We start from the raw sequence: 23,882 nt of genomic DNA on the forward strand, positions 1-23,882 counted from the left end.
TGCAAGATCTTGGACCTTCGACCAGGACCGGATCTTTGCTGGCCCCGCGGGCCGCTTCGCGTCTTCACACGTAATCGAGGTTTCCATGCTGAAGAACTACGCTGCCGCGTCCGCGCTCGTCCTGGCGCTATCGACCCCCGCCTTTGCACAGGGCGCGAACGATTTCCGCCTGCAGTCGATGCAGGCGAACGCCTTTGAGGTCCAGTCCTCGCAGATCGCCCTGTCGAAGTCGCGTAATCCCAAGGTTCGGTCGTTCGCCCAGGAAGTCATCCGCGACCATCGCGCCGCCAACGTGGCGCTGTCGGGCGGCGAGAGCAACTACATGGCGGCCCGGGACGAAGGCCTCGGCGGCTTCGTGACGGCACCGCTGGCGGTGGCGGGCGGCGCAGTCGGCGCAGGCGTCGGCGCAGCGACCGGCGTGGTCGGCGGAACCCTGGCGGGCGGCCCGGTCGGCGGCCTTCAGGGCGTCGGCACCGGCGCGGCCAGCGGCGCGGCGGCGGGCAGTCGCCTCGGACGCGGCGATGCCATGGCCACCGGCGCCTCGACTGTCGTCCCGCCGAGCCCCGAGCAGCAGGCGATGCTCGCCGAGCTGTCCGCGACCCCGGCCGGCCCACGCTTCGACCGTCTCTACGCCAGCCAGCAGATCCAGGCGCACCAGATGTCGATCGCCATGACGCAGGCCTACGCCCAGGGCGGCCCGAACCCGGCCCTGCGCAACTACGCCCAGCAGGCCCTGCCGGCCTTGCAGATGCACTTCGATCACGCCCAGCGTCTGCCGGGCGCCATGTGATCGTTTAGGATATCCCGGCCCCGGCCGGGTGACAGGGCGAGGCGGCGTGCGCGAGCACGCCGCCTCGCCCTGTCTCTGACCGCGCACTGCACCGTTCTTGCGGGTGCAGCGAAGCCACCCCGGAAGCAGATGCGGCCAGACGTCATCGTGTTCGAAGGTGCGACGAGCCACTCGACCTTGCGGGCTCGCGGAGCCGCAGATGGTAGACGTCAAGCCGTAAGTATCGGTGCGGAACCTGCTTCCTCTCTCCCTCGTGGGGAGGCGCGTTCGTCGAGCCCTGCAGACGCTTAAGCGCCTTACAGCTTTCGCAAGCGACAACCGATACGCGAAGAGCGGCGACGCGCATCTGCCAGTTGGCGACCGCAGCATCCGGTATGCAGCCCCCCGGCCTGAGACGCCCCGCAGAACACCTCAAGCCGGAATGTCGAGCCGTCCGAGGGGTTCCTCAGTCGCAAGCCACCGCGGTCGGCAGGATCTTGCGGCCGGAATCGTCCACCGCGGGGTGGAAGTCGCCGGTCTCCGGATTCCGGACCAGCAGCACGCCGTTGGCCACGCCGAAATGCGCACCGTGGATGTTGAGCCGGCCATCCTCGACCCGCTCCTTGATGAACGGGAAGCTCAGCAGGTTCTCCATGCTCTGGCTGACCATGGCGTGCTCCATCCGGGTCAGGTAGTCCGGCGCGCTCGAATCACCCGCCTTCGCTTCCGCGGCGCCCACCAGCGAGACCCACTTGCCGATGAAGTTGCTGCTCGAGAGCGGCGCGGCCTTGTTGGCGAAGGCCTTGATGCCGCCGCAGGTGGCGTGGCCGAGCACGACGATGTGCTTCACCTCGAGCGCCTGGACCGCGAACTCGATGGCCGCCGAGGTGCCGTGATAGGCTCCGTCCGGCTCGTAGGTCGGCACGATGTTGGCCACGTTGCGGATCACGAACAACTCACCGGGGCCGGCATCGAAGATCGCCTCCGGGGCCACCCGGCTGTCGCAGCAGCTGATCACCAGGATCTGAGGCTCCTGGCTTTGAGCGAGCTGCGCGAAGCGCCGCCGCTCGGTGGGAAACCGGTCGGCCAGGAACGCGCGGTAGCCCTCGGTCAGGAATTCAGGGAACATGCCGTCTCCTTGAGGTTCGGGATCTTCGCAGATGCGAGATCCGGGTCAGCGATCGTGCCAAGTCAGAACGCGCGGCCGAGGCGGAATAGTCCCGGCCGCGAGATCGGCCGCGAGATCGGCCAGCCCCGCCGGCTCGACGCGCTCGCCGCTCGCCTTGAGTTCGGCCAGCGGCCACCAGCGGGTTCCGATCACCGGGTTGTCCTCGGTCTCGGCGAGCTGGCTGGTATCGACCCGGTCGTCGGGCAGGCGGACCAGGAAGTAGCGCTCCCGGGCATCCCGCGACTGGCGGAACAGGTGGAACGGGCCGTCGCAGGCCGCGACCTGCGGGCCTATCGCGACGTCATCGCGGCCGATCTCCTCGCCCAGCTCCCTGCGGCAGGCGGTGACGTGGTCCTCGCCGGGTTCCAGTCCGCCACCGGGCATGAACCAGAAGCGCAGCGGCTCGCCGTCCGGCCCCTTGGCGTGGACGGAGGCGTACGCGATCAGCAGGATCCGGTCCTGCGGGTCGAGGACGATCGCCCGGGCAATGTGGCGGATCGCGGGTGTGTTCGGTTCGCTCATGCAATTGAGCTAGAGCACGAGGCCACAGACGGACACCGCTCAGCCGCGATCACCAAGTTGTGAGCGATCACAAGACCTCGAGGTGGCGGGTCACAGCACCCGCGCGGCCGGCGCCCAGATCACCACCGGCAGGCCGTACCCATCCCGCTCAGGCGGGTCCGGCAGCGGCACCGCGGTGCCCTCGAGGATGTCCCGTGCCACCAACAAGGCGGCGAGGGCGTCGAGGTGGTCGTCGGCCGGCACGCCCTTGGCGCGGACCTCGATCAGGGCGACCGGCAAGCCCGCAGCCTCCAGCAGGCTCCGGCGCAGGGCGAGGCCCTCGCGGGCCCGGGCGCCCTTCTTGGGCAGGCCGAGGGGCCGGAGGCCGTTCAGGGCGTGGAACGCCACCTCCGGGTGAACCTCGTGGACGCGTGCCAACGCCACCGGCCGCGCCCGCAGCAGCGTGTCCACCGCGCGGACGGCGCGGAAGATGTTGTAGCCCTGGATCGAGGGCGCGAAGGGCGGGTCGCTCGTCGCCCGGGCGATGGCCTTGGCCGCGTCGTAATCCGCCGCGTAGACCGCCGCCCGGGCCGGCATCGGGAACACGGACGATCGGGCCGGGCCGAGCCGGAGGCGGGCGGCCCTGTCGGCACCCCGGCCGCCGGAAACGATCCGGTCCGGCAGGCCGATCGGCACGTCGATGCCGACGATCAGCGGCTGCTCCGGCGCGTCGAGGAGTGCGGCCACGTCGGGAAACAGGGCGCAGCGGTACCGACCGGGATCGTCGAGGTCGAGGAGCGCCCCCGCCCAGGCGCCTCGGCAGCCGTCCAGCCCCGCGACCCAGCGCGCCATCCCGTCCCCGCATCCCGCGATCCGTTCTTGCCCGGGACGCGGTGGAAAGCTATCGGCGACCGCAAGGGCATCGCCGCCGGCCCGGGAGAAGCGTGATGAGCGAGATCCGTCCCCGTCGCAGCGTGCTGGCCATGCCCGGCTCCAACGCCCGCGCCCTCGACAAGGCGCGCACGCTGCCCGCCGACGTGATCCTGATCGACCTGGAAGATGGGGTCGCGCCGGAGAAGAAGGCCGAGGCCCGCGCCCTCGTGGCCGCGGCGGTCTCGGGATCGGGCTTCGGCTCGCGCGAGGTGGTCGTGCGGATCAACCCGCCCGAGACCGAGGACGGCGAGGCTGACCTCGCGGCGCTGGCCGGCGCCGGCCCGGATGCGATCCTGGTGCCGAAGGTGCGCAGCTCCGACGCGCTGATCGCGGTGGGCGCCCGCCTGCGCCGGCTTGGGGCGCCCGCGGCGACGCGGATCTGGGCGATGATCGAGACCCCGATGGCGGTGGTGAACGCCGCCGAGATCGCCGGGGCCGCGCGGGACGTGGATGGACGGCTCGCCGCCCTGGTGATCGGCCCCAACGACCTCGTGAAGGCGGCCCGGATCCGCCCCCCGGGCCGGGCCGCCCTGGTGCCCTGGCTGATGAATGTCCTGGCCGCCGCCCGGGCCTACGAGATCGAGGCAATCGACGGGGTTTTTTCCGGTCTCGACGACGCGGCGGGATTTGAAGCGGAATGCGCCGAAGGCCGCAACCTGGGCTTCGACGGCAAGATGCTGATCCACCCGAGCCAGATCGGCCCGGCCAACGCCGCGTTCGGACCCGACGCGGCCGAGATCGCGGAGGCCCGCCGGGTCGCCGCGGCCTTCGACGCGCCGGAGACCCAGGCCTACGGGGTCATCGCGCTGGACGGGCGCATGGTCGAGCGCCTCCATGTCGAGGCCGCGCGGCGCACCCTGGCCTTGGCCGAGGCGATCGAACGGCTCGGCGCGTGAACGAGCTCCCCGAGGTCGGCCTGCGTCTCCTCGACCCGCGGCTGCCCGGCTGGGGCTTCCCGCGCTGGGGCTCGGCGGCGGCGGCCGGGCTCGACCTCCAGGCCTGCCTGGACGCGCCGCTGACGCTGCCGCCCCGGGGCGCACCGGCCCTGATCCCGGCGGGCTTCTGCGTGCTGATCCGCGACCCCGCCTGGTGCGGCCTGATCTTCCCGCGCTCCGGACGCGGCCACCGGGACGGCTTGGTGCTGGGCAACGGCACCGGAGTGATCGACGCGGATTACGAAGGCCCCCTGATGGTCTCGGCCTGGAATCGCGACGACGCGCGGCCGATCCGGATCGAGCCGGGCGACCGGATCGCCCAACTGGTCTTCACCCGCGTGACCCGGCCGGTCCTCACCGTGCTGGAGGACGAGCCCGGTTCGGGTTCGGGCCGTGGGGCAGGGGGGTTCGGGTCGAGCGGTCGGTAGGGCCCCGGGCGATACGCGGGTGACGGAGATCGCCGGTTGGCGCCCCGCCCCTCAAGCCAGATCATTCCCGAAGGCGATCACCTCGTATCGCGCGAGCCCGACGTAGCTGCCGATGGGTCGCAAGGCCCAAGCCGAACATGCCCTGACGTATCGCGCCGTGCCGACCAGTCGAAGGTCGACTCCCGAGATACGACGGCGGCCGAACGATTCACCGTGTCGTCCCGGCGGGGCGCCGGAGACGGGGACGACACGGTGCGTGGACCGATCTCGGCGCATCCACCGATCCCGCCGCCGATGACCGTCTGAGGCTGCGTCCGCCGGGATGCCGCGCATGTTCTAGGCGGTCAAACGCCTCAATCCAGCACCTTCCCCATCCGCCCGGCCAGGTCCTGGATGAACTGGAAGGCGGTGCGGCCCGAGCGGGAGCCCCGGGTGGTGGCCCATTCCAGGGCCTCGGCGCGCAGGCGCTCCGCGGGCAGGTCCAGGCCATAGCGCTCGGCATAGGCGCGGATCATCGCCAGGAACTCGTCCTGGCTGCATTTGTGGAAGCCGAGCCAGAGGCCGAACCGGTCCGAGAGGGAGACCTTCTCCTCCACGGCCTCGCCGGGGTTGATCGCCGTGGAGCGCTCGTTCTCGACCATGTCGCGGGCCAGCAGGTGCCGGCGGTTCGAGGTGGCGTAGAACAGGACGTTCCCAGGCCGGCCCTCGATGCCGCCGTCCAGCGCGGTCTTGAGCGACTTGTACGAGGTGTCGTCGCCGTCGAAGGACAGGTCGTCGCAATAGACCAGCCAGCGATGCGGGTCGGGCCGCAGCAGGGCCATCAAGTCGGGCAGGGCCTCGATATCCTCCCGGTGGATCTCCACCAGCTTCATCGGCCGCGCACCCTCGGGACGGCGGGCGTTGATCTCGGCATGGGCCGCCTTGACCAGCGAGGACTTGCCCATGCCGCGGGCGCCCCACAGCAGGGCGTTGTTGGCCGGCAGGCCGCGGGCGAAGCGCTCGGTGTTCTCGATCAGCGTGTCGCGCGCCCGGTCGATGCCGGTGAGCAGGCCGATCTCCACCCGCGCCACCTGTGGCACCGGGGTGAGCCGCCGCTCCGGTCCCCACAGGAAAGCGTCGGCGGCGTTCGGGTCGAAGGCCGGCTGGGCGGGCGGCGCGGCGCGCTCCAGGGCGGTGGCGATCCGCTCCAGGAGCGGCATCAGGGTCTCGAGGCTCGTCATCGGATCGGGGGTTCGCTTCCGGATCGGTCGAGCAACCGTACTACGGCGTTCGGTGGCGGAAATCATCCGTCCCCGTGCGGCTCGAACGCGAAGCCGGATCGGGCGTTGAATCCTCCGCGAGGGCGGTCGGGTCGGCCCCGGGAGGGCGCGGATGGATGCGGGACCGACGATCCGGATCACCCAGGTCGGGGCTTACGTCTTCTCCGTCGATTTCGGTGCGGGCCTTCCGGGCCTCCTCACCGACGAGGCGCCCCCGGTCGGCGGCGGCACAGGTCCGATCCCCGAGCAGCTGCTGGCATCGGGCGTAGCGAACTGCCTTTGCGCCAGCCTGGTCTTCGCCCTCGGCAAGTTCCGGCAGGACGCGCAGGGCGTCGCCGCCGAGGCGACCTGCCGGATGGCACGCAACCCGGAGGGCCGCCTGCGGATCGGCGGGATCGACGTGCGCATCCGGCTGGGGGCCGCGGCCGAGGCCATGCCCCGGATCGACCGGGTGCTGGAGCAGTTCGAACGCTTCTGCACGGTCTCGGAGAGCGTGAAGGCCGGGATCCCGGTGGCGGTCTCGGTGGAGGATGCCGACGGGGCGCGGCTCGCATGAGCGCCGGCTGGACGTGTGGCGTTTCGGACCTTCCCGCAGCGTCGCGGCCGACATCTCAAACATCCGGGCGCGCGGCCCGAGATGTCACACACTCATAGCCTACACAGGAGTTGCCCGTGGCCCACGATCACCGACACGCTGCCACCGAGCCGGCGGCGCTGGCCCAGCTCTTCAACGAGCGGGCCAATGCCGGCGATGTCGAGGGCCTGGTGGCGCTCTACGAGCCTGACGCGGTGCTGGCCGCCGGCCGCGTCGTGGCCACGGGTCATGCCGAGATCCGGGCCTTCTACACGGACCTGCTGGCGCGCAAGTCCGACTTCCCGGCCCCCGAGACGCTGGAGCCCGTGCGCAACGGCGCCCTCGCGTTGACCTTCGCCCGGCTGCCCAACGGCGCGCTGTCCGTGGAGGTCGCCCGCGCGCAGCCGGACGGCACCTGGCTCTGGGCGATCGACCAGCTGAAGATCGCGCCGCCGAAGGCGTGAGGACGGCCTGCGCTTGTCCCACCGGACGCGATGCGGCAAAGCGGGGGCCGCGCGCGCCGAGCCTCGTGCGCCGCAGATCCGAGCCGACACGATGCACGACATCCGCGCCATCCGGGACAACCCGGACGCCTTCGACCGCGACCTCGCCCGCCGGGGCCTCAAGCCGCTCTCGTCCGCGCTGATCGGCCTCGACGAGGCCCGCAAGTCCGCGGTCTCGGCGGCCCAGGCCAACCAGGAGCGGCGCAACGCGCTCGCCAAGGAGATCGGCGGCGCCAAGAAGGCCAAGGACGAGGCGCGCGCGGCCGACCTGATGGCCGAGGTCGCCGCGCTCAAAAGCGCCGAGGCCGACTTGAAGGCGGCGCAGGACCGGGCCGACGCGGCGCTGTCCGAAAAACTCGCCGCGATCCCGAACCAGCCCAAGTCCGACGTGCCGGACGGCGCCGACGAGCACGGCAACGTGGTCTACCGCAGCCACGCCTCGACCCGCGAGCGGCTGACCGAGGGCCGCGAGCATTTCGAGCTCGGCGAGGCCAACGGGCTGATGGATTTCGAATCCGCCGCCAAGCTCTCCGGCTCGCGCTTCGTGGTGCTGAAGGGCCAGCTCGCCCGGCTGGAACGCGCGCTCGGCCAGTTTATGCTCGACCTGCACACGCAGGAGCACGGGTACTTGGAGGTGGCGCCGCCGGTACTGGTGCGGGACGCCGCGATGTTCGGCACCGCGCAGCTGCCGAAATTCGAGGATGATCAGTTCTCGGTCTTCAAGGGTCTCGATGCCCCGAAGGCGCAGGAGATCGGCGTGACCCCGGGAGATCAGGACGAGGCCGGCCGGAGCACGTCTGAAAAATTCTGGCTCATCCCCACCGCGGAGGTGCCGCTGACCAACCTCGTCCGCGAATCCATCCTGCGCGAAGAGGAATTGCCCCTGCGCTTCACCGCGCTCACGCCCTGCTTCCGGGCCGAGGCCGGTGCGGCGGGGCGGGATACCCGCGGCATGCTGCGCCAGCACCAGTTCAACAAGGTCGAGATAGTCTCGATCACCACGCCGGAGGAATCCGACAACGAGCACGAGCGCATGCTCACCTGCGCGGAGGCGGTCCTGAAGAAACTCGATCTGCCCTACAGGGTGATGACGCTCTGCACCGGCGACATGGGCTTCGCGTCCCAGAAGACCTACGACATCGAGGTCTGGGTGCCCGGCCAGCGCACCCACCGCGAGATCTCGTCGTGCTCGGTGTGCGGCTCGTTCCAGGCCCGCCGGATGAACGCCCGCTACCGGGGCAAGGACGGCAAGCCGGCCTATGTCCACACGCTGAACGGCTCGGGGGTGGCGGTCGGCCGCGCCCTCATCGCCGTGATGGAGAACTACCAGAACCCGGACGGGAGCATCACGATCCCGTCGGTGCTCCACCCCTACATGGGCGGGCTCAACCGGATCGAAGGGGCCCGCTGATGCGCATCCTAGTCACCAACGACGACGGCATCCACGCGCCGGGGCTCGCCACCCTGGAGGAGATCGCCCGGGAGCTGTCCGACGACGTCTGGGTGGTGGCGCCCGAGAGCGACCAATCCGGCGTCTCGCACTCGCTGTCGCTGAACGACCCGCTGCGCCTGCGGCAGGTCTCGGAGCAGCGCTTCGCCGTGAAGGGCACGCCGTCCGACTGCGTGATCCTGGGCGTGCGCCACATTCTCGGCGAGCACGGGCCGGATCTCGTCCTGTCGGGGGTCAACCGCGGCCAGAACGTCGCCGAGGACGTGACCTATTCGGGCACGATCGCGGCCGCCATGGAGGGCACGATCCTCGGCATCCGCTCGATCGCCCTGAGCCAGGCCTACGGCGCGGGCGGGCGGACCAATCTCAAGTGGGATTGCGCCCGCGAGCACGGGCCGAAGGTGATCCGCAAGATCCTCGAGACCGGCATCGAGCCCGGCATCCTGATCAACGTGAATTTTCCGGACTGCGAACCGGCCGACGTGCAGGGCATTGCGGTGGCCGCGCAGGGCTTCCGCAACCAGGCGCTGCTGTCGATCGATGCAAGGATGGACGGGCGCGGCAACCCGTATTTCTGGCTGGCCTTCGCCAAGGCCCGGTTCGAGCCGGGCCACGGCTCGGACCTGAAGGCGATCGCCGAGAAGAAGATCTCGGTGACGCCCCTGCGCCTGGACCTCACGGACGAGCCGACGCTCACCCGCTTTGCGCAGGCCTTCTCGGCGTGATCGACCTGGGCAGCCTCGAGGAGGCTGCCGGCAACGCGGCCTTCGTCATGGCGCTCCGCGGCCGGGGGATGCGGGACACCGCGATCCTGCGGGCCATGGAGCTGGTCCCGCGAGAGCCGTTCGCCCCCGAGGCCCACCGCGCCCAGGCTCGGCGCGACCTCGCCCTGCCGCTGCCCTGCGGCGCCTCGATGACGGCGCCCACGCAGGTGGCCCAGATGCTGGCGCTGCTGCGGATCGAACCCGGTCTCCGTGTCCTGGAGATCGGCACCGGCTCAGGGTACGTCACGGCGCTGCTCGCCCGGCTCGGGGCCGGGGCCGTCCTCAGCCTGGAGCGCTACGCGACGCTCGCCCATGAGGCCGCCGCGCGGCTCGCCGCCCAGTCCGAGGTGCACGTCGTCCGGGCCGACGGCCTCGCCCCGGAGCTGCCGGACGGCGGCTTCGACCGCATCCTGGTCCATGGCAGCGTCGACGCCATCCCGGCGCACTGGCGCGCGGCCCTCGAACCGGGCGGGCGCCTGGTGACGGGCCTCAGCCGAGAGGGCCGGTGCCGGATCGCGACGCTGGCGACCCCCGATGCGGACCCGGAACTCGGGCCACCGATACGTTTGGCGGGGCTGGTGCCGGGCTTGGCGCGGGTGCTGTGAGGCTGAAGCCTTGCGTCGTCGCGCACGACCCGCCATCCCGCCGACATGTCGGTCGACGCATTCTACAGCGTCAGGCGCGAGGAGCCGCAGTCGGACCTTCGGGACCTCGACCGGGTGGCGCTGAGGGCGCATGCGATAACTGACGACGGCGTGACAATGGAGCCCGGCACCGAGGGAACGATCGTCGGAATCTGGCGGGACGGGGAAGCCTGCGACGTCGAGTTTGCGCATCCGATGGGCGCCCTCGCGACGGTCGAGGCCAGCGACCTCCGCCTCGTGAAGCGCGGGCCGGCTTGACCCTCCCGGACTGGCCTCTGAGCTGATCGCTCGACCCGCGCACGATCAGCAGCTACCTCCTGGATGAAATCCATATCGGAGGGGGTCCGAAAGCACGCTTCTTCAAGCGCTCCGGATTCGGGATGCACGATCCCCTGACGTCCTCAGCCGCCCTCCTCGATCACCCGGCGGACACCACCTTCGTGGTGGAGACGATGTCTGGGCGCGGCGACGTGAAAGTGATCTTCGCGGGGCCTCTCGTCACGCCCGATGGACGCAATCCGCAGGTGCGCACGGTGTGGCGCCTCGATGCCGCGCGCAACGCTTGCTTCGTCACCGCCGTGCCTCTGACCCTAATCCCTGCCTAAGATGGTCTGGCACCATTCTCAAAGCTCGTGCCGGTTCATTACCGATTGAATTCAAAAGCCGACCCGGTGGGCTGTCGCACCGGGCTGCTTCGCTGCGCTCGCAATGGCGATGCCGTCCCGAGCACCACCCCTTTCCCGGGCGCATGCAGCGTTAGCGGAAAGCGACCCTAGACCAAGCACATGACGCCGCGAAGCGTCTGCGTTGCTTCTCGATCGTGCTGCTGCGCGACACTTCCTCTGCCGGATTCCGGACCGCCGTCCACTGCGTCGCCGGCGTCCGGAAAAGGGCGTCGCCTCCCCTAAGAAATCCGCCGCGACGCCCGCCACAACCACCACAGCCGCCGCCAGCGGGGCAGGTCGGTGATGGTGTTGAGCGGGTCGTAGCTCGCCCGCTCCATCGTCGCCAGGTAGGGCTCGACCAGGGCCACCGGCAGGAACGCCGTACCGGCGAGCGGTGCGATCGCCGGACGAGCGGCCTCGAAAGCCTTGAGATGGGTCCGGGCGAGGTCGCGCAGGTCGGCGCAGGCCCGACGCAGGCCGGGGCCGCCGCGGCCGCTGGTGATGTCCTCGCGGGTCACTCCGTAGCGGCCCAGGATGTCCGCCGGCAGGTAGACCTGCCCCGAGCGGGCATGCCACGGCAGGGCGCGGAGCAACCCGGTGATGCCATAGGCGACGCCGGCATGGCCGGCGGCCCCCGCGCCGCCCGGTTCGGTGCCGTTGCCGATCACAAGGCTCGCCAACCGGAACAGCGCCGAGGCGGTCTCGCCGCAATAGCCCTCCAGGTCGTTCACCCGGGGCATCGGGTCCTCGTAGAGGTCGAACACCCGGGCATCGATCAGGTCGACGAAGGGCTGCCGCAGCAGGCGGTTGACCCGGATCGCCTCCTCGAGCGCCGCCGCAACCGGGTTGGCGCGCACGTCACCCCGGGCCTCGCCCTGGAGGGCGTCGCGCCACCATTGCAGGCGGATCTCGCCGGCCATCGGGTTCGAGGCCGCCTCGCGCACCCGCGCGACGGTCAGGCTGAAGGCATAGAGGGCGAAGAGGTGCGGGCGGGCGGCGGCCGGGGCGAACAAGGTCGCATAATAACGGTCGGGGTCTCCGTCGCGGACCAGCTGCTCGCAATGGGTCTGCGCGAAAGCCAGGCCGGTCTCGGCGGGCTTGTCATCGACCTCCGGCATCAATCGACCACGATCAGGGCGGCCGCGACCTTCCGGTTCTCGGCCACCAGGATGTTGTAAGTTCGGGCCGCCGCCCCGGTCTGCATCACGTCCAGCCCGACGCCGGCATCCTTGAGCCAGCCGCGCAGGGACGGATCGATCGCCGCGATGTCGAGGCCAGTGCCGACCAGCAGCAGCTCGATCTCCGCCGCCTCGGCCTGGACCGGGCGCAGGGCCGTGCGGTCGATCGCCTTCGGCGACGTCACGTCCCACGCCCGAACGCCCGACGGCAGGAGCAGGAGCGAGCCGCGATGCGACATCCCGGCGAAGCGGAAGCCGCCATTGCCGTAGGTGTCGATGATGTGGCGCCCCGGCACGAAGCCGGACTCGAAACTCTTCGGACTCGGCTGCTCGGCCATCTCGGGGACAAACTACTCCGCGGGTTGCGGGACACCGGACCGCTCGGCCGCCGCGCGGGCGCCCGAGAGCATCAGCCCCAGATAGATCAACACCGGAGTCGACACGAAGATCGCCGAGTAGGTGCAGATCACGACGCCGCAGAGCATCACGGTGGCGAAGCCCTTGATCGCCTCGCCGCCGAACAGCACCAGCGCGAGCAGCGACAGGCCGGACGAGATCGAGGTCATCACGGTCCGCGACATGGTCGAGTTGATCGACAGGTTGAGCAGGTCGACCGTAGGGATCGTCTTGTAGCGTCGCATCAGCTCGCGGGTCCGGTCGAACACCACCACGGTCTCGTTGAGCGAGTAGCCGACGATGGTCAGGATCGCGGCGATCGAGGTCATGTTGAACTCGATACGGGTGATGATGAACACGCCGACCGTGAGCACGATGTCGTGGAGCGTGCCGACGATGGCGCCGAGCGCCAGTTCGCGCTCGAATCGGAACCACAGGTAGAGCAGCACCGCGACCACCGACAGCACGACGCCGAGCGTCCCCGACTGGACCAGCTCGCCCGATACGCGCGGGCCGACCGTCTCCGTGCGGCGGAAATCGTAATCGGCGTCGAAGGCGGCGTGCGCCTTGTTCATCACGGCGGTCTGGCCCTGCTCGCCGGGCTGGAGCGGCAGGCGGACCAGCACGGTGCCCTGGTTGCCGAGTTCCTGCACCTCCGGCTCGCCGAAGCCGAAGCCCACCGCGGTGTGCCGGATCGCAGCCACGTCGGCAGTGCCGGACTTGGCCTGCAGCTCGACCAGGGTGCCGCCCTTGAAGTCGATGCCGAAGTTCAGCCCGATGGTGAGGAACAGCACCACGGTGACGAGCGACAGCACCGCCGAGAGCGGAAAGGTGAGCCGCCGGAAGCGCATGAAGTCGAAATGCGATTCATCGGGCCAGAGGCGGAGCAGGCGCATGGTTTCGTCTCGGTTCGCGTATCGGGCGCGAGGGGCCTCCGGATGATCGACGCGGGCTCATCCCGCTCGCTCCGCCAGTCCAGGGCACCGTAGGCGAGCCCGGGATCCAGACGCACGGCGGCGACAGGATCGGGCGCCGGCGGCGGCTCTGGATCCCCGGCTCCGCTTCGCGGCCCCGGGATGACGGGTCGGTGTCTGATCGCTCGGCCAACCTCCTCGGAAGATTCGAAGCCTTAGAACGGCAGGGCCTTCGGCCTGAACGTCTTATACCACACCGCGATCATCATCCGGGTCAGCGTCACCGCGGTGATGACCGTGGTCAGGATGCCGAGGATGAACACCACGGCGAACCCCTTCACCGGCCCCGAGCCGAGGAAGAACAGGATCAGCGCGGCGATCGCCATGGTCGAGTTCGAGTCGATGATCGTCGCGAAGGCCCGATCGAAGCCGGCCTGGAGCGCGGAGATCAGCGAGCGGCCGGCATGGCTCTCCTCGCGCATGCGCTCGTAGATCAGCACGTTGGAATCCACCGCCGTGCCGATGGTGAGCACGATGCCGGCGATGCCCGGAAGCGTCATGGTCGCCTCCAGCACCGACATCAGGCCCAGGATCAGCCCGACATGGACCATCAGGGCGATGTTGGCGATGAACCCGAAGGTCCCGTAGGTGGCGAACATGAAGCAGACCACGAGGCCCGCCGCCACCAGGGTCGCGAGCTTGCCGGCCTGGATCGAGTCGCGGCCGAGGCCGGGGCCGACGACGCGGCGCTCGACCACGGTGAACTTTGCCGGCAGGGCGCCGGCCCGGAGCAGGACGGACAGGTCGTTGGCCTGCTGAACCGTGAAGTTACCGGTGATCTGGCCCGAGCCGCCGGTGATCGCAGAGCGGATCACCGGAGCCGACACGACCTCGTTGTCGAGCACGATCGCCATGCGCCGGCCGACATTCTCCGAGGTCGCCTGACCGAAGCGCTGGGCTCCGCGCAGGTTGAATTTGAAGCTGACCATCGGCTCATGCGACTGCTGGTCGAAGGCCGGCTGGGCGTCGGTCAGCTCGCCGCCATCCGCCATGACCCGGCGCTCGACCGGGACCTTGGCGCCCTTCTCGTCCTTGGAGGGCAGCATATCGACGTCGCCCGAGGGGCTGTCGGCCAGCATGCGGAACTCGAGCTTGGCGGTGGAGCCGAGCAGCCTTTCCAGGCGCTCCGGGTTCTGCTCGCCCGGGACCTGGATCAGGATCCGGTCGGCGCCCTGCTGCTGAATCGACGGCTCGGTGGTGCCGGTGGAATCGAGCCGCCGGCGGATGACCTCGATGCCCTGGCTCACGGCCCGCCGTGTCCGGTCGGTGATGCCGGCATCGGTGAGCGCCAGGCGGATCACGCCGCCGGGCTGCTCTGTGATGTCGAGAGTGCGGGCGGCGGTCTGGCCGATCGACGTGGTGATCGGCAGCGACAAGTCCTGCAGCTTCGGCAGGACCTTGGCCCGGGCCGCGTCGTCCGCGACCTTCACCTGGACGCCGCGCTGGAGCAGGCCGATGCCACCGTCGGCCCGGACGTTCTCCTGCTGGAGCGTGCGGCGCACGTCGTCGCGCAGGGCCTTGGCCTGGGAGGCGATCAGCTCGTTCTGGTCCACCTCCAGCAGCAGCTGCGAGCCGCCCTGCAGGTCGAGGCCGAGCACGATGCCCCGGGTCGGGACGATCCAGGTCGGGAACCAGGTCGGGAGGCTCGCCACGAAGCCCTTGCGCTGCTCGGGCGAGAAGAAGCTCGGCACGGCGAGCATCAGACCGATCAGGATCGCCGCGAGGGTCGTGATGATCTTCGCACGGGAGAAGCGCAGCATCGGCCGATGTTTTCTCTGTCAGGCCGGCGGGTTACGCCGGCCGCTTCATGGAAGGTGTCAGACGGCCTTGGCCGGTCCGCCCTTGGCGCGGACCTCGGAGATCATCGTCCGGACGACCCGTACGCGGACGTTCGGGGCGATCTCGACCTCGATCTCCGCCTGGTCGTCGACGGCCTTCACGACCCGCCCGACGAGGCCGCCATTGGTGACGACCGTGTCGTCCCGGCGCACGGCCTTGATCAGCGCCTGGTGGTCCTTGACCCGCTTCTGCTGCGGTCGCAGGATCAGGAAATACATGATCACGAAGATCAGGACGAACGGGATCACCTGAAAGGCGATCTCCGCTCCGCCAGCGGCCGTAGCGGCCCCTTGCGCGAAGGCGGGGGTGATCAACGAGCGTCTCCTGCGATTGGCACGCAGGCCTGCCGCCGGAAGCGGCGTCCGCAGACCTGTCTGAAAGCGCGCGGACTATAGCCAGGGGCTACCCGAAAGCAACGCCCCGCGCTCAGACGGTCACAGCAGGCTGAGTACCGCCTCCGCGAAGGCCTCCGGTGACTCCTGGGGAAAGTTGTGCCCGACCCCCGCGACGATGGCGCGTCGGTACGGCCCGGTGAAGTGCCGGGCGTCGGTGTCTTTCTGAGAAGGCGGCCCGACCCCGTCGTCGGCCCCGAGCAGCACCACCGACGGCACGGTGATGTCCGGCTGAGCCGCCAGCCTTGCCTCGATTCCGGCCAGCGCCGGATCGCCGGGTACAAGCGCGAAGCGATGGCGATAGGAGTGGACCACGACGTCGACGAAATCCGAATTCTCTTCGAAGGACCGTGCGGTCTGGGCGAACGTTTCTTCGGAGAAAGACCACGAGGGCGACCACAGCCGCCACAGTAAGGCGCAGAATTGCGCGCGGTTGGCCGCCAGGCCGGCGCGGCCGCGCGCGCCATGAAGGTAGTACTGGTACCACAACCGGTGCTCGGCCTCCGGCGATGCGGGCTGGGCCGAGGCCTGGATATTCTGGATGTTGTAGCCCAGGCCGCAGCTCACGAGCCCCGTCGCCCGCTCCGGCCAGAGCGCCGCCACCACGCAGGCCGCCCGGCCGCCCCAATCGTAGCCGGCCAGCACCGCCCGCCCAATCCCGAGCGCATCCAGGAAGGCCAGGAGATCCGCTCCCAAGGCCGCCTGCTCACCCGAGCGCGGCGTCTGCGGGTCGCGGAACCGGGTCGGCCCGTAGCCCCGCAGGTACGGGATCAGGCAGCGCACGCCCGCAGAGGCCAGGCGTGCCGCCGCCGCATCGTAGGCACGGACGTCGTACGGGAAGCCGTGGAGCAGGACGGCCGGCTTCCCGTCCGCAGGACCGACCTCCAGGTAGGCGACGTCGAGCAGACCGGCCTGCACGCGCTTCATGGATTACCTCTCGCTGCGTCGGATGTTCTAGCCGATCGCCGCGCAATTGCCGCATGCACCGTTGCCGGCCGCCTCTTGCCGCCCGCCGGTCCCGCCCAACCTTGAGCGTGGTGACCAAACCCGGGGATACGACACGATGAGCCTGCGCGACGGTGTGAAGACCCTGATCGGCGACGTTGTCGCGGCGGCCGACCGGGCGGTCGTGAGCGCCGGCAGCGGCAAGCTGGCACTTGCGTTGGCAAAGTTCTACCCGGGCGGCCTCGTCGCGTTCCTGGATCGGCTGCGCGAGGCGGGCCACGGCGGAGCCGTCGATTCTTGGATCGGTTCCGGTGAGAACCGCCTCGTCCCGGCCTCCGCGATCGCCGGGTGCCTGCCGGATGCGGTCACCGAGCGACTGGCCTACGATCTCAGCCTGCCGGCCGGCCGCGTGCCGACGGCGCTCGCCGAGTTCCTGCCCGCGGCGGTCGCGGCCCAGAGCGAGGACGGCCGGCTGAAGCCGCAGCCGAACTTCAGCACGCAGGTCCGCTGTTAGTTTGATCGGCCGCCCCGGCCGAATCGGTCGACGGTCTCGAGGACTCGCGCTAAAGGGCGGCGCCGGCTGCTTGGGAAAAGCTGTTGCGAATCAGATCGCTAGCGCATCCGGCCGGTTCCGGTACGCGGAACCATGCGCTAAGGTCTGTCCCGACGGAGAGCGACGGGGGATCATCGTGAGCTTGTTCGACAGTCTCGGCGGTTCGTTGGGGCAGATGGCGCTCAAGGCGCTCCCCGGCATCATCCAGCAGGTCCTGCCGGGCGGGCTCAACGCGCTGCTGGATCAGCTCCGCCGCTCCGGCTACGAGAGCCAGGTCAATTCCTGGCTGGGCCGCGGCCCGAACGAGCCGATCACCGCCGACGACCTGCAAAAGGTCCTGGACAACGAGCAGGTCCGCCAGATGGCCGCGAAGCTCGGCATCCCGGTCGACCAGCTGTTTCCGACCCTGGCTAAGACCCTGCCGGAAGCGGTGGATCACCACAGCCCGGACGGATCGCTGCAGGTCCCCAAAGCCTGATCGCAAGAGTTTGATCGTTTAAGCCAGCGGTCGCGAACGAGGACGGCGGCCCCTCTCGGGACCGCCGCACGGGCCGCATCGACTGCGGCGTCTCAGTTGCTGGCGAGCTGGGACATCGGATCCACGGGCGATCCGCCCTTCCGGATCTCGAAGTGCAGCTGCGGCGAGGTGACGTTACCGGAGGCGCCGGACTTCGCGATGGTCTGACCGCGCTTGACCTTGTCGCCGGGCTTCACGTCGATCTCGCCGTTATGGGCGTAGGCCGAGACGAACCCGTTGGCGTGGCGCACCAGCACCAGCTTGCCGTAGCCCTTCACGTCCGAGCCGGCATAGGCCACGGTGCCTTCCTCGGCGGCCTTGACCGGCGTGCCCTCCGGCACCGCGATGTTGATGCCTTCGTTGCCCGACGTGCCATAGCCCGAGATCACCCGGCCCTTGGCGGGCCAGCGGAAGCTCTCCGACGCCGTCGCATCCGCGACGGACCCGGTGGCGGCGGGCTCCGGCTTGGCTGGCGCGGCGGCGGCGACCGGCTTCGGCGCCTCCTTGGCGGCGACCTTCTCGGGCTTCTCGGCGGCTGCGGCCTTCTGGGCCGCCTCCTTGGCGGCCTTCGCTTCGGCGAGCTTCTGGGTGGCCTCGGCCTTCGCGGCCGCCTTGGCCTCGGCCTTGGCTTCCAGGGCCTTCGCCTCGGCCTTGGCCTTCGCCTCAGCCTTCGGGTCGGCCTTCTTCTCGTCCGCCTTGGCGATCTGGCCGGGGCGAACGTGATGCTTCTTGTCGGCGTCCTTCAGAGACGCTTCCTTGCGAGCCTTGTCCTCGGCGACCTTGCGGGCTGCCGTATCCCGAGCCAGCGCCTCCTTGCGGTCCGCTTCCTTCTCGGCGGCGGCGCGCTTGGACGCCTCCTCACGTTTGGAAGCCTCCTCGCGCTTGGCGACCTCCTTGGCCTCCTCGCGCTTCGAGGCGACCTTGGCCTCGACCTGCCGCGCGTCCTCGCGCTTCTCCTCGGCAGCCCGGGCCGGCCGGGCGGTCATCGGAGCCGCGGCCGGGTTCAGCCCGGAGGCGTTGTAGACCGGGATCACGATCTGCCGGCCGGGAGTGATCTGGCTGGCGTTGGACAGGCCGTTCGCCGACAGGATCGCCGAAGCGGGCACGCCGAAGCGCGTCGACATCTGGTTCAGGCTGTCGTTCTTCGACACCGTGATCTGCGTGCCGCCCTGGGCGCTCCAGCCGGGGGCACCGGTCGAGGCGACCCGGGTGCCCGGCGCAGCCGCCGGGGTCGGGGCCGGGATCGCCGTAGCGGCCGGACGCGAGGCAGCGCCGGGGGCGCCAAGCGCCTCGGACTGGATCCGGCCGGTGCGGATCACCGGCGCCGGCTTCAGGCTACCCTCCGGCAGGCTGCCGGTGGCGGCAGGCTCCGACGAGAAGGGGTTTGAAAAAGGGTTGCTCAGGCGCGATGCGTCCGAGGAACAGGCGGCGGCACCGCCACCGATGATGCCGATGAGGGCGACGCGCGACAGCGTCCGTAACCCTCGACCCGTACCGCGCACCCGCATCGACGCACCCGTTTGCCTGACGCAACTTGATGCCCCAATGAAGACGGATTCAGGTTAAGCAACCGTTCCCGTCCGGCCTATCGGTGAGCGCATGACGCTCTGTCTGAGTAGTGGCCGCACTCTGCGCGGGATGAAAGACCGGGGTTTGACCGTGCCTTTTCCGGTCCGGCCGTCACCCCACATCGGAAAGATGTTTACCATTCGCGCCGCCCGCGACAGCCTCGCCGACCTGCCTTCAATCGAGACCCCACGGCTGTCGATCGCCGCGCTGCGGCCACAGGATGCCCAGGATCTCCGCCGGGTCACCGACGATCCGGCGATCACCGCGGCGGTGGATTTCCTGCCGACTCCCTTCACCGTACGCGACGCCGAAGACCTGATCCGCAGCGGTGGGCGCGGCCAGGACCGCTTCCTGGGGGTCTGGATGCACGACGCGGAGGCGGGCCAGCACGCGGCCGCATCCGACCTTGTCGGCGTGGTCGGCACGCATCTGCGCGGCCCCGGTGCGATCGAGATCGGCTACTGGGTCGGTGGCGCAGCGCGGGGGCGCGGCTTGGCCTACGAGGCGGTCTCGGCGATCCTCGAACTCCTCGGCCGGCGGTTCCCGGCCCGTATCATCGTGGCGGAGTGCCGCCCCGGCAACGTCGCCTCCTGGGGCCTCCTGCAGAAGCTCGGCTTTCGCGACACCGGCGAGGAAGGGCACCGTCCCGGGCGACGCATACTCCAGCGCGGCTGAGCCGCGCATCTTCGCGCCGCAGGACGACTGCAGGCGCCGTCAGGTCAGGTGTTCAGGGCCCCGGCCAGTTCACCCGTCGCAACCTGCGCCGCCTCGGCGGCCCGGCGCTTCTTCTTGCTGCCACCGACCTTGATGGTGCGCTCATCCTCCGACACGCGCTCGACGAGGGCGAAGCCATGTAGTTCGGCCAGGCAGGCCAGATCCTGCTCCGGCTCCTCGAGCAAGGCATAGAAGGCGGCCCGCACGATATCCTTCTTGGAGGCATCGGGGTGCTTCTCCCGGACGGCGGCGCGCAACGCCTTCGGCGTCATGCCGGGCGCGGCGACACTCCGCAACGTATCCGACAAAGCCTTGATCACCGGCATGTTCTAAGATCCTCAACCCGCATACGCATCACAGGCGAAGTCTATTACGAGAGTTTACGGCGCCACCGCAAGTTCATTGCGATTCCGGAATCGCTCGAATTGTATGGATTTACCAACCTCTGTGTCGAGAATATACCGGATTAGAGAAGTTCTATATTTTAATTCAGCGATCAAACCCAGACCGAGGCAGTCTTGCACAATGGTTTCGAATTGTTCTTCAGGCATGAAAAAACCCCCGGGCCTGTGCCCGGGGGTCTTCAAAAGGGCCGGCCCGGGGTCCGGCATGAAGAATCAGATCAGAACGTGATGCCGGTCTCGACCATGTAACGATCCTGCGAGGTACGGTTGCCGGTGCGGCCGAAGCCGGTGCCCAGCGAGCCCTCTGCAAGATTCCCACGGGTGATGCCGCCGAGCTCGACGTGAGCGTATTCGACCCGGAAGAAGTAACGGTCGAACGTGAAGGTCGGCGTGACGGTGACTGAGAAGGCGTTGCTGCCAGGACCGAAGCCGAGCAGGTTCGTCTGCGTCGAACCCCGCACACCGGTCTGCTCGGTGTACTCGACCCGGCCGGCTAGGGAGAAGTTATCGGTGAAGGAATAGGCCGCCAGCAGGGCACCGCCGTAGGTGGAAGCGGTGTTGCCGATCCCGACACGCAGGTCACGCTCGACATTCGTGAACTGGAAGTAGGGCGAGATGATCCACGGGCCGTTCGCGTAGGTGTAGTTGATGTTGAAGATGCCGCTGTTCTGCTGCGCGTTCGGCGTAGCGAACTGGTAGCGCGGGCTGCGGTCGAGCGAATTGGTGCGCCCAACATTCAAGCCGCCGTTGACGCCAATCGTGTTGTAATCGTCCAGCTTGTAGGCAACGTTGCCGGTGAACCACGTAATTTCGTTGGAGAAGAAGCCGTCCGTGCCGGCGAGCGAGACCGAGAGCGGACCGCTGCTGTAATTGACCTGCACGCCTTGGTTGATGAAGTTCTCCTGCACGAACAGGAGGCCGCGGTTGATGTTCAGGTTCTGATAGGTGAACAGCAGCTCGGTGCCGATCAGCGTGAACATCCGTCCGCCCTGGACCGACCATTCATCGTTGATCTGGATCTTGCCGAAGGCGACCGGAACCGGGCCGAACAGCAGGTCGGTCTGGGTGAACGTCCCGAGGGTGGGGAAGCCCAGCTGCGGGATCGAGTAGCCACCCGCCTGGATATAGAACTGGAATGCGCCTTCGGGCTTCTGAATGATGCCCTGTATGTTCGAGAAGTCGAACCGCGCGGAGCGATCCCGATCATTCGGGGCGGCCGGCGTCGAGAACGAAGCGAACGGGTTACTCTGCGTGTAGCCGTAGCCGGTGACGGCGCCGCCGACATAGAGGTCGCCCAGCGGACCGGCAGAGAAGCAGGTCGGGTTCGGGTTGGCCTTGATCGTACCGCTGTAAACCGGGCCGATCAGGGTGGCCTTGCAGGGCTCGGCCGGAGGCGCGACGGGGACCGGCGCCGGAGCCGAGAGATCGGCCGCGAGGATGCTGGTCGAGGAGAGCAGCACGGTGGCCAAGCCGGCCAGGGTGGATCGCTTCAGCATGGTTTCGCGGCTCGTTTGAATTGGTTCCCGGCCAAGCTGACACCGACCCGCCGCTGATACAAAATCAAACAAATGGCACTTGCCTAGTTTTTAGTCATTCTTGGACGCCAGGGATGGGTCGGCAGAGGTCTGTGGTTTTGTCGCCACATTTTTCAGCCCGCTTTGCTGCGAGACCTTGTCAGACCGGTGCCCGGATCGCGCGATCCTTCGGCAATAGTGACGAATCAGCCCTCTGCACCGATCCGATCGCAGCGAAACCCGCCGAACGCGTTCCGGGCCAGCCGCTCAGCTAGCGCCGGCAAAAATAGAAGCGCCTCCTCGGCGAGGCGCCAGGGCGGATTCACGATGATCAACCCGCTGCCGCACAGCCGTGTCGGATCGTCCGGCCGGTCGATCAGCAGGTCGAGGCGCAGGGCCGGGCGGGGCAGGGCGGCGTCGAGGTCCCCAACCATGCGGTCGATCGCGGCGGCATCCTTGATCGGATACCAGGCCAGGAACACGCCGGTCGGCCATTTTGCGACCGCCCGGGCGAGGTGGGTCCCGAGCCGCTCGATCTCGCCCGGCACTTCGTAGGGCGGGTCGATGAGCACGAGGCCCCGCCGCTCGGGCGGCGGGATCTGCGCGTTGACCGCAGTCCAGCCGTCGAGGCTCAGGACCCTGGTGCGCGGGTCGCGGGCGTAGCGCTCCCCCAGGGTCGCGGCGTCCTCCGGGTGGAGTTCCACGAACACGCCCTTGTCGCCGGGCCGCAGGGCCTCGCGGATCACCGCGGGCGAGCCGGGATAGGCCATGGCGCCGTAGCGGGCCTGCACTGCCGCGACGGTCTCTCGGTAGGGCGCCAGCAGCGCCTCGACCTCGGGTGCGAAGGGCGTGTCCATCCGGCCCCAGCCGTCCCGCCACTCGCCGGTGCGGGAGGCCTCGTCGGCGGTCAGGTCGTAGACGCCCAGGCCCGCGAAGGCATCGAGCGCCCGGAACGGCTTGTCCTTGAGGCTCAGGTGGGCGAGCACCCGCGCGAGAACGAGGTGCTTGAGCACGTCGGCATGGTTGCCGGCGTGGAAGGCATGCCGATAGTTCATGGCATCGCCCTCAAGCGGATCCTGCGCTCCAGGTCCAGCCTCGGACCGCAAAAACGGTCAAAAAAGTCAGCGGGCGGCGTCGAGGGTGATATCCGGCGCGCGGCAATTGCTCCGGGCGACCTCGGGGCATGGGGTGAAGCCGCGCAGGTCCTTGGAGAAGCAGATCCGCACCTCCTGCAACTGCCCGCGCGTGCAAGTCACCGCCATCATGTCGGGGCGCAGGCCGCGGTTGGCCGCCACGAACTGCCGGGCGATCTCGATCGGCGCCAGGGTCTGCGGGGCGCCGCCGCCCTTGAGCCCCTCGGGGATCGTGACGGCGAGGCGCGCGTCGCGGGCGGCCTGGAAGTAGCGGGCCGGGTCGAGACCGGAGCAGGTGCCGTGGGTGCGCCACTCGTGTCGGGCGAGCCCCTCGCTCGGATAGACCTGGCCAGCCACCTCAAGCGCCTGCCGGGTCGGCGCCCGCTCCACCGCGGAGCAGTTCTGCGGGTAGCCCCGGGCGTATTGCGGCCAGAGACCGTGCACGACGAAGCCGAGGCCCCGGCCGGGGGTGCATTGCACGTCGTTCCGGCGCTCGCCGACGCCCGCGCAGTAGGTGGGCGACCAGGAGAGTGCCAGCACGTAGAAATCGAACGCGCCGGGCTCGCCCCGCCGGCTGAAGCCGCCGAAATCATGGGCGGCGGCCGGCCCGGCGAGCAGCAGGCCGGCGAGGCAGGCGGCGCGAGCGCGCATCCTCAGGGCCGCGCCATCCGGCAGGCCGTCGCGTAAGCGTAGGCGAGGTCGCGGTCGAGGCCGTGGACGCAGAACTCGACGCCCCAGGTCGCCCCGATGATGCCGAGGCTCTCACGCACCGAATAATCGACCTTGCGGCGCACCCCGTCCGACGTGGTGACGGTGGCCGAGCAGAACCGGCGCGGATAGGTGTCGAGGCCCCAGGGTCGCCAGGCGGTGCGCTCGATCGTATCGAACGACCGGATCGTCATCGACGAATTCCAGTACTTCGCCTCCTTCTCGGCGAAGTTGGTCGAGACCCGCTCCAGCACGCTCGGGTCCTGGCAGCCGGGAATCTGTGCGTCGAACGGGAAGATCCGCTCCTCGGCGGGCTCAATATCCTCCCGGGCCGAGCGGGCCAGCGCCGGCTGCGCGACGGAGAGGAGTGCCAGCCCGAGGGCGAGGCTGTGAAGGATCGGGCGCATGGCGCGTGCCTCGACGGGGGTGCTGTCCTGCATGCGCGAGACGATG

Annotated in this window: 28 protein-coding genes and 1 pseudogene; 13 read left to right on the forward strand and 16 right to left on the reverse strand. The window is 69.4% G+C overall.

Features of this window, described 5'->3' with window-relative positions; genetic code table 11:
- Window positions 1-85 precede the first annotated feature (85 nt).
- A complete protein-coding gene (locus ACYQPG_RS13510; RefSeq protein ID WP_419829631.1) occupies window positions 86-790 on the forward strand; it encodes a DUF4142 domain-containing protein in 705 nt (234 codons plus the stop codon).
- 445 nt (window positions 791-1,235) lie between these two features.
- On the opposite strand, the gene ACYQPG_RS13515 is transcribed toward ACYQPG_RS13510, so the two are convergent.
- The 3 genes from ACYQPG_RS13515 to ACYQPG_RS13525 form a co-directional block, all read right to left on the reverse strand.
- Complete coding sequence (locus tag ACYQPG_RS13515) at window positions 1,236-1,898, reverse strand: carbonic anhydrase (protein ID WP_419829632.1); 663 nt, start codon at window positions 1,896-1,898, stop codon at window positions 1,236-1,238.
- Window positions 1,899-1,943: 45 nt separating this feature from the next.
- Window positions 1,944-2,459, reverse strand: coding sequence for an NUDIX hydrolase (locus ACYQPG_RS13520; protein WP_147907621.1), 516 nt, complete (start codon window positions 2,457-2,459; stop codon window positions 1,944-1,946).
- Window positions 2,460-2,549: 90 nt separating this feature from the next.
- Window positions 2,550-3,290 (reverse strand): DUF429 domain-containing protein, encoded by a 741-nt coding sequence (locus ACYQPG_RS13525; protein ID WP_147907620.1) that lies wholly within the window; start codon window positions 3,288-3,290, stop codon window positions 2,550-2,552.
- Between the two features lie 95 nt (window positions 3,291-3,385).
- Here ACYQPG_RS13525 and ACYQPG_RS13530 point away from each other — a divergent pair, with 95 nt between their 5' ends.
- Together ACYQPG_RS13530 and dut are read left to right on the forward strand one after the other, a co-directional pair.
- A complete protein-coding gene (locus tag ACYQPG_RS13530) occupies window positions 3,386-4,267 on the forward strand; it encodes an HpcH/HpaI aldolase/citrate lyase family protein (RefSeq protein ID WP_147938379.1) in 882 nt (293 codons plus the stop codon).
- A complete protein-coding gene (gene dut, locus ACYQPG_RS13535) occupies window positions 4,264-4,734 on the forward strand; it encodes a dUTP diphosphatase (protein WP_461231131.1) in 471 nt (156 codons plus the stop codon). The genes ACYQPG_RS13530 and dut overlap by 4 nt, the downstream gene beginning before the upstream one ends.
- Before the next feature lie 353 nt (window positions 4,735-5,087).
- Here the strand turns inward: dut and ACYQPG_RS13540 are convergent, their stop codons facing one another.
- Window positions 5,088-5,954, reverse strand: coding sequence for an ATP-binding protein (locus ACYQPG_RS13540; RefSeq protein ID WP_419829633.1), 867 nt, complete (start codon window positions 5,952-5,954; stop codon window positions 5,088-5,090).
- Window positions 5,955-6,105: 151 nt separating this feature from the next.
- Here ACYQPG_RS13540 and ACYQPG_RS13545 point away from each other — a divergent pair, with 151 nt between their 5' ends.
- The 7 genes and pseudogenes from ACYQPG_RS13545 to ACYQPG_RS13575 form a co-directional block, all read left to right on the forward strand.
- On the forward strand, window positions 6,106-6,549 hold the full coding sequence (locus tag ACYQPG_RS13545; RefSeq protein ID WP_147907616.1) for an OsmC family protein: 444 nt from the start codon (window positions 6,106-6,108) through the stop codon (window positions 6,547-6,549).
- 116 nt (window positions 6,550-6,665) lie between these two features.
- Window positions 6,666-7,031 carry a YybH family protein gene (locus ACYQPG_RS13550; protein WP_147907615.1) on the forward strand — a complete coding sequence of 122 codons (366 nt, stop codon included), beginning with the start codon at window positions 6,666-6,668 and terminating at the stop codon, window positions 7,029-7,031.
- A 91-nt stretch (window positions 7,032-7,122) separates the two neighbouring features.
- On the forward strand, window positions 7,123-8,481 hold the full coding sequence (gene serS / locus ACYQPG_RS13555; RefSeq protein WP_461231132.1) for a serine--tRNA ligase: 1,359 nt from the start codon (window positions 7,123-7,125) through the stop codon (window positions 8,479-8,481).
- Window positions 8,481-9,245 (forward strand): 5'/3'-nucleotidase SurE, encoded by a 765-nt coding sequence (gene surE / locus ACYQPG_RS13560; protein ID WP_147907613.1) that lies wholly within the window; start codon window positions 8,481-8,483, stop codon window positions 9,243-9,245. The genes serS and surE overlap by 1 nt, the downstream gene beginning before the upstream one ends.
- A complete protein-coding gene (locus ACYQPG_RS13565; RefSeq protein WP_147938384.1) occupies window positions 9,242-9,889 on the forward strand; it encodes a protein-L-isoaspartate O-methyltransferase family protein in 648 nt (215 codons plus the stop codon). Before surE ends, ACYQPG_RS13565 begins: the two co-directional genes overlap by 4 nt.
- 45 nt (window positions 9,890-9,934) lie before the next feature.
- Window positions 9,935-10,186, forward strand: coding sequence for a DUF4926 domain-containing protein (locus tag ACYQPG_RS13570; RefSeq protein WP_147938385.1), 252 nt, complete (start codon window positions 9,935-9,937; stop codon window positions 10,184-10,186).
- Window positions 10,187-10,227: 41 nt separating this feature from the next.
- Window positions 10,228-10,533, forward strand: a pseudogene (locus ACYQPG_RS13575) (DUF6883 domain-containing protein); the annotation flags it as partial.
- A 299-nt stretch (window positions 10,534-10,832) separates the two neighbouring features.
- Here the strand turns inward: ACYQPG_RS13575 and ACYQPG_RS13580 are convergent.
- The 6 genes from ACYQPG_RS13580 to ACYQPG_RS13605 all read right to left on the reverse strand — a co-directional run bounded on the left by ACYQPG_RS13580 (window position 10,833) and on the right by ACYQPG_RS13605 (window position 16,299).
- Window positions 10,833-11,711 carry a phytoene/squalene synthase family protein gene (locus ACYQPG_RS13580; RefSeq protein ID WP_419829635.1) on the reverse strand — a complete coding sequence of 293 codons (879 nt, stop codon included), beginning with the start codon at window positions 11,709-11,711 and terminating at the stop codon, window positions 10,833-10,835.
- Entirely contained in the window at window positions 11,711-12,109 is a 399-nt protein-coding gene (locus ACYQPG_RS13585; protein WP_147907608.1) for an Mth938-like domain-containing protein, read from the reverse strand. The genes ACYQPG_RS13580 and ACYQPG_RS13585 overlap by 1 nt, the downstream gene beginning before the upstream one ends.
- 12 nt (window positions 12,110-12,121) lie before the next feature.
- A complete protein-coding gene (gene secF / locus ACYQPG_RS13590) occupies window positions 12,122-13,063 on the reverse strand; it encodes a protein translocase subunit SecF (protein ID WP_147907607.1) in 942 nt (313 codons plus the stop codon).
- Between the two features lie 233 nt (window positions 13,064-13,296).
- Window positions 13,297-14,901: a protein translocase subunit SecD gene (secD, locus tag ACYQPG_RS13595; protein ID WP_147907606.1), complete on the reverse strand. Its 1,605-nt coding sequence runs from the start codon at window positions 14,899-14,901 to the stop codon at window positions 13,297-13,299.
- A 57-nt stretch (window positions 14,902-14,958) separates the two neighbouring features.
- Entirely contained in the window at window positions 14,959-15,294 is a 336-nt protein-coding gene (gene yajC, locus ACYQPG_RS13600; RefSeq protein WP_147907605.1) for a preprotein translocase subunit YajC, read from the reverse strand.
- Between the two features lie 120 nt (window positions 15,295-15,414).
- Window positions 15,415-16,299 carry an alpha/beta fold hydrolase gene (locus tag ACYQPG_RS13605; protein WP_461231134.1) on the reverse strand — a complete coding sequence of 295 codons (885 nt, stop codon included), beginning with the start codon at window positions 16,297-16,299 and terminating at the stop codon, window positions 15,415-15,417.
- 136 nt (window positions 16,300-16,435) lie between these two features.
- Here ACYQPG_RS13605 and ACYQPG_RS13610 point away from each other — a divergent pair, with 136 nt between their 5' ends.
- Both ACYQPG_RS13610 and ACYQPG_RS13615 read left to right on the forward strand, forming a co-directional pair.
- Window positions 16,436-16,831, forward strand: a complete 396-nt coding sequence (locus tag ACYQPG_RS13610) for a YidB family protein (protein WP_419829637.1) — start codon at window positions 16,436-16,438, stop codon at window positions 16,829-16,831.
- A gap of 70 nt (window positions 16,832-16,901) precedes the next feature.
- Window positions 16,902-17,348, forward strand: coding sequence for a YidB family protein (locus tag ACYQPG_RS13615; RefSeq protein ID WP_419830025.1), 447 nt, complete (start codon window positions 16,902-16,904; stop codon window positions 17,346-17,348).
- A 92-nt stretch (window positions 17,349-17,440) separates the two neighbouring features.
- Here ACYQPG_RS13615 and ACYQPG_RS13620 read toward each other — a convergent pair whose 3' ends face one another.
- Window positions 17,441-18,895 (reverse strand): peptidoglycan DD-metalloendopeptidase family protein, encoded by a 1,455-nt coding sequence (locus ACYQPG_RS13620; RefSeq protein WP_419829638.1) that lies wholly within the window; start codon window positions 18,893-18,895, stop codon window positions 17,441-17,443.
- A 190-nt stretch (window positions 18,896-19,085) separates the two neighbouring features.
- On the opposite strand from ACYQPG_RS13620, the gene ACYQPG_RS13625 reads away from it, so the two are divergent.
- Window positions 19,086-19,631: a GNAT family N-acetyltransferase gene (locus ACYQPG_RS13625; protein ID WP_147907600.1), complete on the forward strand. Its 546-nt coding sequence runs from the start codon at window positions 19,086-19,088 to the stop codon at window positions 19,629-19,631.
- 44 nt (window positions 19,632-19,675) lie between these two features.
- On the opposite strand, the gene ACYQPG_RS13630 is transcribed toward ACYQPG_RS13625, so the two are convergent.
- The 5 genes from ACYQPG_RS13630 to ACYQPG_RS13650 form a co-directional block, all read right to left on the reverse strand.
- Entirely contained in the window at window positions 19,676-19,996 is a 321-nt protein-coding gene (locus tag ACYQPG_RS13630; protein ID WP_419829639.1) for a hypothetical protein, read from the reverse strand.
- Window positions 19,997-20,292: 296 nt separating this feature from the next.
- Window positions 20,293-21,570: a porin gene (locus ACYQPG_RS13635; protein WP_147907598.1), complete on the reverse strand. Its 1,278-nt coding sequence runs from the start codon at window positions 21,568-21,570 to the stop codon at window positions 20,293-20,295.
- 224 nt (window positions 21,571-21,794) lie between these two features.
- The gene (locus ACYQPG_RS13640; protein ID WP_419829640.1) at window positions 21,795-22,643 is read right to left on the reverse strand and encodes a 23S rRNA (adenine(2030)-N(6))-methyltransferase RlmJ; all 849 of its coding nucleotides are present in this window, start codon (window positions 22,641-22,643) and stop codon (window positions 21,795-21,797) included.
- Between the two features lie 66 nt (window positions 22,644-22,709).
- A complete protein-coding gene (locus ACYQPG_RS13645; RefSeq protein WP_461231135.1) occupies window positions 22,710-23,372 on the reverse strand; it encodes a ribonuclease T2 family protein in 663 nt (220 codons plus the stop codon).
- 2 nt (window positions 23,373-23,374) lie between these two features.
- Window positions 23,375-23,836 (reverse strand): hypothetical protein, encoded by a 462-nt coding sequence (locus ACYQPG_RS13650; protein ID WP_007562510.1) that lies wholly within the window; start codon window positions 23,834-23,836, stop codon window positions 23,375-23,377.
- Window positions 23,837-23,882 lie beyond the last annotated feature (46 nt).

Source organism: Methylobacterium sp. CM6246 (assembly GCF_054818005.1).

Bases quoted from the DNA above. Each gene is read 5' to 3' on its own strand.
- ACYQPG_RS13630 (WP_419829639.1), bottom strand. From the start codon at position 19,996: ATGCCGGTGATCAAGGCTTTGTCGGATACGTTGCGGAGTGTCGCCGCG.
- ACYQPG_RS13645 (WP_461231135.1), bottom strand. From the start codon at position 23,372: ATGCGCGCTCGCGCCGCCTGCCTCGCCGGCCTGCTGCTCGCCGGGCCG.
- ACYQPG_RS13635 (WP_147907598.1), bottom strand. From the start codon at position 21,570: ATGCTGAAGCGATCCACCCTGGCCGGCTTGGCCACCGTGCTGCTCTCC.
- secD (WP_147907606.1), bottom strand. From the start codon at position 14,901: ATGCTGCGCTTCTCCCGTGCGAAGATCATCACGACCCTCGCGGCGATC.
- ACYQPG_RS13570 (WP_147938385.1), top strand. From the start codon at position 9,935: ATGTCGGTCGACGCATTCTACAGCGTCAGGCGCGAGGAGCCGCAGTCG.
- secF (WP_147907607.1), bottom strand. From the start codon at position 13,063: ATGCGCCTGCTCCGCCTCTGGCCCGATGAATCGCATTTCGACTTCATG.
- ACYQPG_RS13525 (WP_147907620.1), bottom strand. From the start codon at position 3,290: ATGGCGCGCTGGGTCGCGGGGCTGGACGGCTGCCGAGGCGCCTGGGCG.
- ACYQPG_RS13530 (WP_147938379.1), top strand. From the start codon at position 3,386: ATGAGCGAGATCCGTCCCCGTCGCAGCGTGCTGGCCATGCCCGGCTCC.
- ACYQPG_RS13605 (WP_461231134.1), bottom strand. From the start codon at position 16,299: ATGAAGCGCGTGCAGGCCGGTCTGCTCGACGTCGCCTACCTGGAGGTC.
- ACYQPG_RS13510 (WP_419829631.1), top strand. From the start codon at position 86: ATGCTGAAGAACTACGCTGCCGCGTCCGCGCTCGTCCTGGCGCTATCG.
- ACYQPG_RS13515 (WP_419829632.1), bottom strand. From the start codon at position 1,898: ATGTTCCCTGAATTCCTGACCGAGGGCTACCGCGCGTTCCTGGCCGAC.
- ACYQPG_RS13625 (WP_147907600.1), top strand. From the start codon at position 19,086: ATGTTTACCATTCGCGCCGCCCGCGACAGCCTCGCCGACCTGCCTTCA.
- ACYQPG_RS13545 (WP_147907616.1), top strand. From the start codon at position 6,106: ATGGATGCGGGACCGACGATCCGGATCACCCAGGTCGGGGCTTACGTC.
- ACYQPG_RS13650 (WP_007562510.1), bottom strand. From the start codon at position 23,836: ATGCGCCCGATCCTTCACAGCCTCGCCCTCGGGCTGGCACTCCTCTCC.
- ACYQPG_RS13585 (WP_147907608.1), bottom strand. From the start codon at position 12,109: ATGGCCGAGCAGCCGAGTCCGAAGAGTTTCGAGTCCGGCTTCGTGCCG.
- serS (WP_461231132.1), top strand. From the start codon at position 7,123: ATGCACGACATCCGCGCCATCCGGGACAACCCGGACGCCTTCGACCGC.
- ACYQPG_RS13610 (WP_419829637.1), top strand. From the start codon at position 16,436: ATGAGCCTGCGCGACGGTGTGAAGACCCTGATCGGCGACGTTGTCGCG.
- surE (WP_147907613.1), top strand. From the start codon at position 8,481: ATGCGCATCCTAGTCACCAACGACGACGGCATCCACGCGCCGGGGCTC.
- ACYQPG_RS13580 (WP_419829635.1), bottom strand. From the start codon at position 11,711: ATGCCGGAGGTCGATGACAAGCCCGCCGAGACCGGCCTGGCTTTCGCG.
- ACYQPG_RS13640 (WP_419829640.1), bottom strand. From the start codon at position 22,643: ATGAACTATCGGCATGCCTTCCACGCCGGCAACCATGCCGACGTGCTC.
- ACYQPG_RS13620 (WP_419829638.1), bottom strand. From the start codon at position 18,895: ATGCGGGTGCGCGGTACGGGTCGAGGGTTACGGACGCTGTCGCGCGTC.
- ACYQPG_RS13520 (WP_147907621.1), bottom strand. From the start codon at position 2,459: ATGAGCGAACCGAACACACCCGCGATCCGCCACATTGCCCGGGCGATC.
- ACYQPG_RS13540 (WP_419829633.1), bottom strand. From the start codon at position 5,954: ATGACGAGCCTCGAGACCCTGATGCCGCTCCTGGAGCGGATCGCCACC.